This window comes from Pseudomonas brassicae, assembly GCF_010671725.1.
GTDB classification, from domain to species: Bacteria; Pseudomonadota; Gammaproteobacteria; order Pseudomonadales; family Pseudomonadaceae; genus Aquipseudomonas; species Aquipseudomonas brassicae.
The window spans coordinates 1-8,422 of the sequence record NZ_JAAHBU010000306.1 but is presented as its reverse complement, the minus strand read 5'-3'; the positions used below and the strand labels follow the sequence as shown (position 1 = coordinate 8,422).

Sequence of the window (8,422 nt, the reverse complement as noted above, 5' to 3'; positions counted from 1 at the left end):
CAGCCATCGGCCACCCGCTGCAGGCCGGCCTCGGCCAGGTCCAGGGCGACCAGCTGTGGCTGGTCGTCTTCGTCCCAGGCGGTCAGCAGCCCGCAGTCGATCTGCAACGCGCCGGAGCACCACGCCTTGCGGCCCTGCAGGAACACCCGCTGGTTGTCGCGGGCGACGATGCGCACCCGTGCGCTGGGCGGCTCGGCGGCCCAGACGCCCCAGATGCCATCGCCGGCCAGAGGGGCACAGGCGCACTCGGCGAGTATCGCCAGGGCGTCGGTATGGCCTTCGTAGAGCTTGGCCAGCGAAAGGTCGGCGCCGGCCACGCGTGCCAGGGTCTGCCAGCGTTGCAGGGTCTGGCCCTGGCCCGGCAGGGGCAGGCGGTCCAGCCCGGCGGCGTGCAACGCCTGCATCAATGTCAACAGCTGGCGGTCGAGGTCAAGCGGCTGCGGGCGGTCGGCGAACTGGCGCACAGCGTGTCGAGACGGCTGCGGTCGAAAGCCTGAAGGATGCTCATGGGTGGACTCCTTGGACGTCATGTCAGGCCGATGCGCTTGCGCAGCGCGGCAGTGATGGATTGGCGGGTCTTGTCGTAGCTGGCCCAGGGGTCTTCAGGCTCGGCCAGCCGTGCGCCCAGGTTGTGCAGGGGCCACTGGTTGGCGCTCTTGAGTTCGGTCAGTTCTTCACGCCGGATCGGTACCGACACCGGCAAGCCTTCTCGGGCGCGCAGCGAATAGGCGCACACGGTGGTAGCGCCACGGGCATTGCGCAGGTAGTCGATGAAGAGGCGCCCGACGCGATTTTTTGGCCCCGATAGCGCCGACAACCGCTCCGGAAACAGCCCGGCCATGTGGTTGACGATGGCGTGGCTGAAGGCCTTGACCTCGTCCCATTCCACGCGCCGGGTCAACGGCACCACCACCTGCATGCCCTTGCCGCCGCTGGTCTTGAGAAATGCCTGCAGGCCCAGTTCGTCCAGCAGCGCCAGGGTCAGCTGGGTGGCTTCGAGCATGGCCTTCCAGGGCAGCGCCAGGCGGCGGATCTTGGGGGCCAGCGACGCGCCCTTGGGAATCGCCCAGCTCTTGAGGGTGCCATCAAGCTCCAGTCGGAAATCGTAGTGCAGATGGCTGGCGTCATGTTGCTGGATACAGCACTGCAAGGCCTGCGCCTTGGGGCCGCGGTGAGACTGGCCGGCCGGCTCAGGGGTGGCGTCGAAATTGCGCTTGCGTTGGTATTCCTGCAGTGGCCTGGCCATTGCCGTGCTCCATAGGGGCTGGGTGAATCAGCGGGGTCCTATGAAGTGGGAGAGCTGCCGAGGCGGGGGAGTTCAATCGGCGTGACCGGCCTTGCGCAGGGTCAGGTTGATGCGGCGTGCGCCGAGCACAGGGTGCTCGCCGTCCTTGAGCGGGTTGACCCCGTGAAAGCGCAGTCGGTCCTCGCCACCCCACACCATCACATCGCCGTGGCGCAGGCCGACTTTGCGCGTGGGTTCGCTGCGGGTGTGGCCGCCGTACAGGAACACGGCGGGCAGGCCGAGCGATACCGACACAATGGGCTGCGAGAAGTCGCGTTCGTTGCGGTCCTGATGCAGGGTCAGGCGGTTGCCGGGCAGGTAATGGTTGATCAGGCACGCGTCAGGCCTGAAGCCGGTGAACCCGGCGGCGCTGGCCGCTGCGTCGGCCAGCTGTTCGAGCAGCGCGGGCAGGGCGGGCCAGGGTTTGCCGGTGAGCGGGTCGAGGGGGCTGTAGCGGTAGCCGTGGCGGTCGCTGATCCAGCCCAGGGCGCCGCAGTTGCTGATGGCCACCTCGATGTTGCGTCCGCCGGGGGTGAGCTGGTTGCGAAAGGGGGCGGCCCGCAGGACAGTGCGCAGGGCCGGCAGCAACGCCTCGACATGGGGTAGGGCAAAGCCAGGCAGCACCACGGTCTGCTTGCCGATCCATTCGGCTGCGCCGGATGCGGGCGGGTCGAACAGGTCCAGTTCGGGTTGTTTCATGTTCAGCGTCTCCGGTGTGCCCTTCGCCTGCATTGCCGGCCAATGGGCACCTGTCTATGCTTGGGCCTCATGGACCCCATCATACCCCTGCGCCAACCCTGCCCACCTGGCGCTTGCATCTGCGAGCGCGAGCGCCTGCTCGACACCCCAGGCGCCGACCTGCGCATCCTGCGCCTGACGCGTCAGGAAGAACACCGCCTGCTCGAACGCCTGGAAAACCTGCAAAGCCTGCCCGACCTCGAACACCTGCAACGTCGCTTGTTCGAACAACTGGGCATTCGTCTGCACATCGCCCCCGGCCCCAACGAGGTGCGCACCATGCGCGGCATCCGCATCGAGATCGAGGCGCTGCCAGGGCTATGCCGCAAGACCCGCCAAGCCATCCCGGCCGCTATCCGTCGCGCCCTGGAAAAACGCCCCGAGATCGCCTACCGCCTGCTCGACGCACACGACCTGTTTGGCCTGTAGTCACCATTGCGGAGCGTTTCCTACCTGCCAGTAGCAGCAATGCACAACATTGGCTCGTAATCTGCATTGTCCCGAAGCACCGATAGCTGATCGATTGGTCAGGCACTGGTCATCCCCGTGTCGCTGTCCCACTGCTCAAGGCCGCCCTGCATGACGCTTGCTCAATCCATTGACGCGCCGCTCGCCGATAGCGGCTGGAACGCCGAACTGAACCTGCGGTTCGTGTTCGGCGAAGACCGGACCCGTATTGGTGCGCGTCGCCATTTCGGCCCGCTTTTGGTGCAGCGCCCGTTCTACCCGGAAGGCGCGCCGTGCCACGTCTACATCCTGCACCCGCCAGGCGGCGTGGTGGGGGGCGACCGGCTGGCCCTGAACATTCATCTGGAGCCCGGCAGCCACGCCCTGCTGACCATGCCGGGGGCCACCAAGTTCTACCGCAGCGCCGGGCCGACCTCGATCCTGCGCCAGCATTTTCACCTGGCCGCAGGCAGCACGCTGGAATGGTTGCCGCAGGACAGCATCTGCTTCCCCGGTGCGCGGGTGTCGCTGCTCAGCCGCTTCAGCCTGGCCCCCGGTGCGCGCCTGCTGGCCTGGGAAACCCTGTGCCTGGGGCGCCCGGTAATGGGTGAAAGCTTCAGCCACGGCGCACTCGACAGCCGCCTGCAAGTGGACCTGCCCAACGCGCTTGGCCTGCACGAACGCTTGCGCATCGAAGGCGGGCGCCTGGACAAGCTGGCGGGTTACCCGCTGCTGGCCACCTTCTGCGCCGCACCGGCCAGCGAGCACCTGCTCGAACAGGTGCGCGAACTGATCAACGAGCTGCCAGTGCCCGCTGGGGCGACCCTGCTCGGGCAACTGCTGGTGGTCCGCCTGCTGGACCACGACAACCAACGCCTGCAATCCACCCTGCAGCGGATATGGCGCACCCTGCGACCGGCCATCCTCGGCCTGGCGCCATGCCCGCCGCGCATCTGGGCCACTTGAGAGAACGCACCATGGAGCTGACCCCGCGAGAGAAAGACAAACTGCTGCTGTTCACCGCCGCGCTGCTGGCCGAGCGCCGCCTGGCCCGTGGCCTGAAGCTCAACTACCCGGAGGCGGTGGCGTTGATCAGCGCCAGCGTGATGGAGGGCGCCCGTGATGGGCGCACGGTCGCCGAGTTGATGAGCCTGGGCCGCGAAGTGCTGCGCCGCGAGCAGGTGATGGAGGGCGTAAGCGAAATGATCCATGACGTGCAGGTGGAGGCCACCTTTCCCGACGGGACCAAGCTGGTCACCGTGCACGACCCGATCGTCTGACCCGGCCAGGAGAACGCCATGATTCCCGGAGAACTGCACGTCGCCGACGGCGACATCGAACTCAATGCCGGTCGCGCCACGATCAGCGTCAGCGTGGCCAACCACGGCGATCGACCGATCCAGGTGGGTTCGCACTACCACTTCTATGAAGTCAATAACTTCCTGGTGTTCGAGCGCGCGGCTGCGCGCGGCTTTCGCCTGGACATCGCCGCCGGCACCGCCGTGCGTTTCGAGCCCGGCCAGTCGCGTACCGTGAGCCTGGTGGCCTACGCCGGCAAGCGCGAGGTGTATGGCTTCCAGGGCCGGGTGATGGGCAAGCTGGAGAACCTGGCATGAGCCGAATCTCGCGTCGGACCTACGCCGACATGTTCGGCCCCACCGTGGGCGACCGCGTGCGCCTGGCCGACACCGAACTGTGGGTGGAGGTCGAAAAGGACTTCACGCTGTACGGCGAAGAGGTCAAGTTCGGCGGTGGCAAGGTGATCCGCGACGGTATGGGCCAGGGCCAGATGCTCGCCGCCGAGGCCATGGACCTGGTGCTGACCAACGCCCTGATCATCGATCACTGGGGTATCGTCAAGGCCGACATCGGGGTCAAGCACGGGCGTATCTTCGGCATCGGCAAGGCTGGCAATCCCGATGTGCAGCCCGGCGTGACCCTGCCGGTGGGGCCGGGCACCGAGGTGATCGCCGCCGAAGGCAAGATTGTCACGGCCGGCGGCATCGACTCGCACATCCATTTCATCTGCCCGCAGCAGGTCGACGAAGCGCTGGTGTCGGGCATCACCACCTTTATCGGTGGCGGCACCGGGCCTGCCACCGGCACCAACGCCACCACCTGTACCTCGGGCACCTGGTACCTGGCGCGCATGCTGCAAGCCGCCGACGAGTTGCCGATCAACATCGGCCTGCTGGGCAAGGGCAACGCGTCGCAGCCCGAGGCCCTGCGAGAGCAGATCGCCGCCGGCGCAGTAGGGCTCAAGTTGCACGAAGACTGGGGCTCGACGCCGGCGGCGATCGACTGCTGCCTGAGCGTGGCCGAGGCAATGGACGTGCAGGTGGCGCTGCACAGCGACACCCTCAACGAGAGCGGTTGCATCGAGGACACGCTGGCCGCCATTGGCGATCGCACCATCCATACCTTCCATACCGAAGCGCGGGCGGCGGGCATGCACCGGACATCATCCGCGCGGCCGGTTACGCCAATGTGCTGCCATCCTCGACCAACCCGACCCTGCCGTACACCGTCAATACCGTGGACGAGCACCTGGACATGCTGATGGTGTGCCATCACCTGGACACCAGCATCCCCGAAGACGTCGCCTTCGCGGAGTCGCGCATCCGCCGCGAGACCATCGCTGCCGAAGACATCCTGCACGACATCGGCGCCTTCTCCATGACCTCGTCGGACTCCCAGGCCATGGGCCGCGTCGGCGAAGTGGTGCTGCGCACCTGGCAGGTCGCGCACCAGATGAAACTGCGCCGTGGGCCACTGGCGCCGGATACCGCGCGCAGCGACAACTTCCGGGTCAAGCGCTACATCGCCAAGTACACCATCAACCCGGCGCTGACCCATGGCATCGCCCATGAAGTGGGCTCGCTGGAAGCCGGCAAGCTGGCTGACCTGGTGCTGTGGTCGCCGGCCTTTTTCGGGGTCAAGCCGGCGCTGGTGCTCAAGGGCGGGATGATCGTGATGGCGCCGATGGGCGATATCAACGGCTCGATCCCCACGCCGCAGCCGGTGCACTACCGGCCGATGTTCGGCGCCCTTGGGCAGGCGCGCAACGCCACGCGCATGACGTTCCTGTCCCAGGCGGCAATGGACCGTGGCGTGCACCACGAGCTGGGCCTGCGCAGCCTGATCGGCGTGGCGCGGGGCTGTCGCACGGTGCGCAAGGCGACATGCGGCACAACGGCCTGATGCCGAGCATCGAGGTCGACTCACAAACCTACGAAGTGCGCGCCGACGGCGAGCTGCTGGTGTGCGAGCCGGCCAGCATCCTGCCGATGGCGCAGCGTTACTTTCTGTTTTAAGGAGCGAGCATGATTGTGTTGACGCAACGCCTGGGCGAGGCCGGGCATATCAGCGCCACGGCCACCCTGAGCCTGGACACGCGCATCAAGAGCCGCGTGCGTATCACCCTGGACGATGGTCGCGATGCCGGCCTGATGCTCGAGCGCGGCCAGTTGATCCGTGGTGGCGAGCTGCTGGCCGATGCCCAGGGCGTGGAGGTGGTGCGCATCCTGGCGGCCGCCGAGCAGGTCTCGACGGTGCACTGCGACGACCCGTTGCTGCTGGCGCGGGCCGCCTACCACCTGGGCAACCGGCATGTGCCGCTGCAGATCGAGCGCGAATTGGTGCGCTACCAGCACGACCACGTGCTGGACGACATGGTGCGCGGCTTCGGCCTGCAGGTGACTGTGGAGCAGGCGCCGTTCGAGCCGGAGGCGGGCGCCTACCAGAGCGCACCGCACAGCCACACCCATAGCGATCACCTGTTTGTCCGCGTGCCTGCGCCCGCCCACTGAATTCGACCTGGAGCCTGACCCATGAAAAAGACCCTTGCCCTTGCACTGCTGATGCTGGCCGTACCGGCGTTCGCCCACCCGGGCCACGATGCCAACCCATTGCAGGACGGCCTGCTGCACCCGCTGACCGGCCTTGACCACCTGTTGATGCTGCTGGGCACCGGCGTACTCGCCGCGCTCACCGGGCGCAGCCTGGCCTTGCCACTGGCGACGCTGGCCGCAATGTTCGGCGGTGCCTTGCTGGGCCACCTGTTCGGTGGCGTGATCGGCATGGAAAGCATGATCATCGGCTCGTTGCTGGTGGCTGCCGCGGCGTTGCTGCTACCGCGTCGCCAGGTGCTGCTGGCGCTGATCATGCCGGTGTTCGCGCTGTTCCATGGCTGGGCCCATGGCGTTGAAGCCAGCCCCGGTGCGTTCTGGGTGTTCAGCGCCGGCTTTGTCGCGGTCAGCGGTTTGCTGTTGCTGGCGGGCTTTGCTGGCGGTTGCCTGCTGCGTCGCCATGCCGGCTTGCAGAAGGCGTTTGGCGGTGGCCTGCTGGCCGCTGCTGCGTTCGTGCTGGCCGGCTGATGAGCAGCGACCTGCAACTGCTGCGCCTGCTGCAACTGACCAGCGCTAACCTGCCGGTGGGCGGCTTCACCTATTCGCAGGGGCTGGAATGGGCGGTCGAGGCGGGCTGGGTGAAGGGCGCCGAGGGTTTTCGAGCGTGGCAGCGCGAGCAGTTGCACGACACCCTCGGTCACCTCGACTGGCCTTTGCTGCAACGGTTGTACGGCGCCTGCCGCGAAGACGATGCCGAGGCGTTCGCGGGGTGGAGCGAATTTCTGCTGGCCAATCGCGAAACCGCCGAGCTGCGCCTTGAAGAACGCCAGCGCGGCAAGGCGCTGGCGCGAATGCTCGATGGCTGGCAGCTGTGCCAGGCCCCGGCGTGGCGCGCCAGTGTCGAGTTGAGTCAGCTGGGCGGGATGGCCTGGTTGGGGGCGCACTGGGAGATTCCGCTGCGCCAGCTGGCCCTGGGGCATGCTTTTGCCTGGCTGGAGGGCGCGGTGATGGCGGGGGTCAAGCTGGTGCCGTTCGGCCAGCAAGCGGCCCAGAGCCTGTTGCGCGACCTGAGCGGCGAGTTGCCTGGCGTGCTTGAACGCGCACTTGAACTACCTGATGACGCGCTGGGTGGGGGCTTGCCATTGCTGGCGATTGCCTCGGCCCGGCATGAAACCCAATACACCCGATTGTTCCGATCTTGAGGAAACTGCCATGCAAAGCTATCAGCAACCCCTGCGCGTCGGTGTCGGCGGCCCGGTCGGCTCTGGCAAGACCGCGCTGCTTGAAGCGCTGTGCAAGGCCATGCGCGACGACTACCAGATCGCCGTGGTCACCAACGACATCTATACCAAGGAAGACCAGCGCATCCTGACCGAGGCGGGGGCGCTGGAGCCTGAGCGTATCGTCGGCGTGGAGACCGGTGGCTGCCCGCACACGGCGATCCGCGAGGATGCCTCGATGAACCTGGCGGCGGTGGAAGAGCTGGCGCGCAAATTTGGCAATCTGGAGGTCATCTTCGTTGAAAGCGGCGGTGACAACCTGAGCGCCACCTTCAGCCCGGAGCTGGCGGACCTGACGATCTACGTGATCGACGTGGCCGAAGGCGAGAAGATCCCGCGCAAGGGCGGGCCGGGGATCACCAAGTCGGACTTTCTGGTGATCAACAAGATCGACCTGGCGCCGTATGTCGGGGCGTCGCTGGAGGTGATGGAGAAAGACACCTGGCGCATGCGCCCGGAGCGGCCGTGGACCTTCAGCAACCTCAAGACCGGGCAGGGCCTGAGTGCGGTGATCGATTTCATCGTCGAGCGGGGGATGTTGAAACCTGCGGCATGAAAAACCTGTGTTGGCTCCATCGGCCCTTTCGCTGGCAAGCCAGCTCCCACCGTGCGCTGGCTTGCACGAAAGGGCTAGGCTGGACAACATCGACCTTGCGGCTGTATACAGTGTGCCCACCAAGGGGAGCCCGGCACAGGGCTGAGAAACCGCAGGCGCAAGCAGCGCGGTGACCCTTTGAACCTGATCCGGATCATGCCGGCGAAGGGATGGGAGCTAGCGCCTGCCTTTTTGCCGGTCTCACTGCGAGGCCGCTCCATGACTGCCC

At 66.7% G+C, this 8,422-nt stretch carries 10 protein-coding genes, 4 pseudogenes and 1 riboswitch; of the genes and pseudogenes, 10 read left to right on the top strand and 4 right to left on the bottom strand.

From position 1 onward, the window contains the following. From G3436_RS19585 to alkB, 4 genes and pseudogenes are all read right to left on the bottom strand, one after another. A pseudogene (locus tag G3436_RS19585) lies at positions 1–508 on the bottom strand (acyl-CoA dehydrogenase family protein); the annotation flags it as partial. 18 nt (positions 509–526) lie between these two features. Beyond that, a pseudogene (ligD, locus tag G3436_RS19580) lies at positions 527–1,021 on the bottom strand (non-homologous end-joining DNA ligase LigD); the annotation flags it as partial. A 3-nt stretch (positions 1,022–1,024) separates the two neighbouring features. After that, positions 1,025–1,246: pseudogene (locus G3436_RS27865) on the bottom strand (DNA polymerase ligase N-terminal domain-containing protein); the annotation flags it as partial. A gap of 72 nt (positions 1,247–1,318) precedes the next feature. Then, a complete protein-coding gene (alkB, locus tag G3436_RS19575) occupies positions 1,319–1,984 on the bottom strand; it encodes a DNA oxidative demethylase AlkB (RefSeq protein WP_163948327.1) in 666 nt (221 codons plus the stop codon). Between the two features lie 69 nt (positions 1,985–2,053). Here alkB and G3436_RS19570 point away from each other — a divergent pair, with 69 nt between their 5' ends. From G3436_RS19570 to ureG, 10 genes and pseudogenes are all read left to right on the top strand, one after another. Beyond that, positions 2,054–2,452: a hypothetical protein gene (locus G3436_RS19570; protein WP_163948323.1), complete on the top strand. Its 399-nt coding sequence runs from the start codon at positions 2,054–2,056 to the stop codon at positions 2,450–2,452. Between the two features lie 150 nt (positions 2,453–2,602). Continuing rightward, positions 2,603–3,436, top strand: coding sequence for an urease accessory protein UreD (locus tag G3436_RS19565; RefSeq protein WP_163948320.1), 834 nt, complete (start codon positions 2,603–2,605; stop codon positions 3,434–3,436). 11 nt (positions 3,437–3,447) lie between these two features. Further along, positions 3,448–3,750 (top strand): urease subunit gamma, encoded by a 303-nt coding sequence (locus G3436_RS19560; RefSeq protein WP_163948316.1) that lies wholly within the window; start codon positions 3,448–3,450, stop codon positions 3,748–3,750. 18 nt (positions 3,751–3,768) lie between these two features. Further along, complete coding sequence (locus tag G3436_RS19555; protein ID WP_163948312.1) at positions 3,769–4,086, top strand: urease subunit beta; 318 nt, start codon at positions 3,769–3,771, stop codon at positions 4,084–4,086. Then, positions 4,083–5,671: pseudogene (ureC, locus tag G3436_RS19550) on the top strand (urease subunit alpha). Before G3436_RS19555 ends, ureC begins: the two are co-directional and overlap by 4 nt. Beyond that, the gene (locus tag G3436_RS29030) at positions 5,653–5,784 is read left to right on the top strand and encodes a hypothetical protein (protein ID WP_420801230.1); all 132 of its coding nucleotides are present in this window, start codon (positions 5,653–5,655) and stop codon (positions 5,782–5,784) included. The pseudogene ureC and the gene G3436_RS29030 overlap by 19 nt, the downstream one beginning before the upstream one ends. 9 nt (positions 5,785–5,793) lie before the next feature. After that, entirely contained in the window at positions 5,794–6,279 is a 486-nt protein-coding gene (ureE, locus tag G3436_RS19545; protein ID WP_163948295.1) for an urease accessory protein UreE, read from the top strand. A gap of 21 nt (positions 6,280–6,300) precedes the next feature. Further along, positions 6,301–6,846: a HupE/UreJ family protein gene (locus tag G3436_RS19540; protein ID WP_163948292.1), complete on the top strand. Its 546-nt coding sequence runs from the start codon at positions 6,301–6,303 to the stop codon at positions 6,844–6,846. Continuing rightward, positions 6,846–7,520: an urease accessory protein UreF gene (locus G3436_RS19535; protein ID WP_163948289.1), complete on the top strand. Its 675-nt coding sequence runs from the start codon at positions 6,846–6,848 to the stop codon at positions 7,518–7,520. Before G3436_RS19540 ends, G3436_RS19535 begins: the two co-directional genes overlap by 1 nt. Positions 7,521–7,530: 10 nt before the next feature. Continuing rightward, positions 7,531–8,154 (top strand): urease accessory protein UreG, encoded by a 624-nt coding sequence (ureG, locus tag G3436_RS19530; RefSeq protein WP_163948286.1) that lies wholly within the window; start codon positions 7,531–7,533, stop codon positions 8,152–8,154. Between the two features lie 112 nt (positions 8,155–8,266). After that, positions 8,267–8,381, top strand: a riboswitch (TPP riboswitch). The last annotated feature ends 41 nt before the right edge of the window (positions 8,382–8,422 follow it).

What these genes read in the sequence shown, in the direction of transcription:
- ureG (WP_163948286.1), top strand. Translation starts at nt 7,531, where the DNA reads ATGCAAAGCTATCAGCAACCCCTGCGCGTCGGTGTCGGCGGCCCGGTC.
- G3436_RS19540 (WP_163948292.1), top strand. Translation starts at nt 6,301, where the DNA reads ATGAAAAAGACCCTTGCCCTTGCACTGCTGATGCTGGCCGTACCGGCG.
- G3436_RS29030 (WP_420801230.1), top strand. Translation starts at nt 5,653, where the DNA reads ATGCGGCACAACGGCCTGATGCCGAGCATCGAGGTCGACTCACAAACC.
- G3436_RS19570 (WP_163948323.1), top strand. Translation starts at nt 2,054, where the DNA reads ATGGACCCCATCATACCCCTGCGCCAACCCTGCCCACCTGGCGCTTGC.
- G3436_RS19565 (WP_163948320.1), top strand. Translation starts at nt 2,603, where the DNA reads ATGACGCTTGCTCAATCCATTGACGCGCCGCTCGCCGATAGCGGCTGG.
- ureE (WP_163948295.1), top strand. Translation starts at nt 5,794, where the DNA reads ATGATTGTGTTGACGCAACGCCTGGGCGAGGCCGGGCATATCAGCGCC.
- G3436_RS19555 (WP_163948312.1), top strand. Translation starts at nt 3,769, where the DNA reads ATGATTCCCGGAGAACTGCACGTCGCCGACGGCGACATCGAACTCAAT.
- G3436_RS19535 (WP_163948289.1), top strand. Translation starts at nt 6,846, where the DNA reads ATGAGCAGCGACCTGCAACTGCTGCGCCTGCTGCAACTGACCAGCGCT.
- alkB (WP_163948327.1), bottom strand. Translation starts at nt 1,984, where the DNA reads ATGAAACAACCCGAACTGGACCTGTTCGACCCGCCCGCATCCGGCGCA.
- G3436_RS19560 (WP_163948316.1), top strand. Translation starts at nt 3,448, where the DNA reads ATGGAGCTGACCCCGCGAGAGAAAGACAAACTGCTGCTGTTCACCGCC.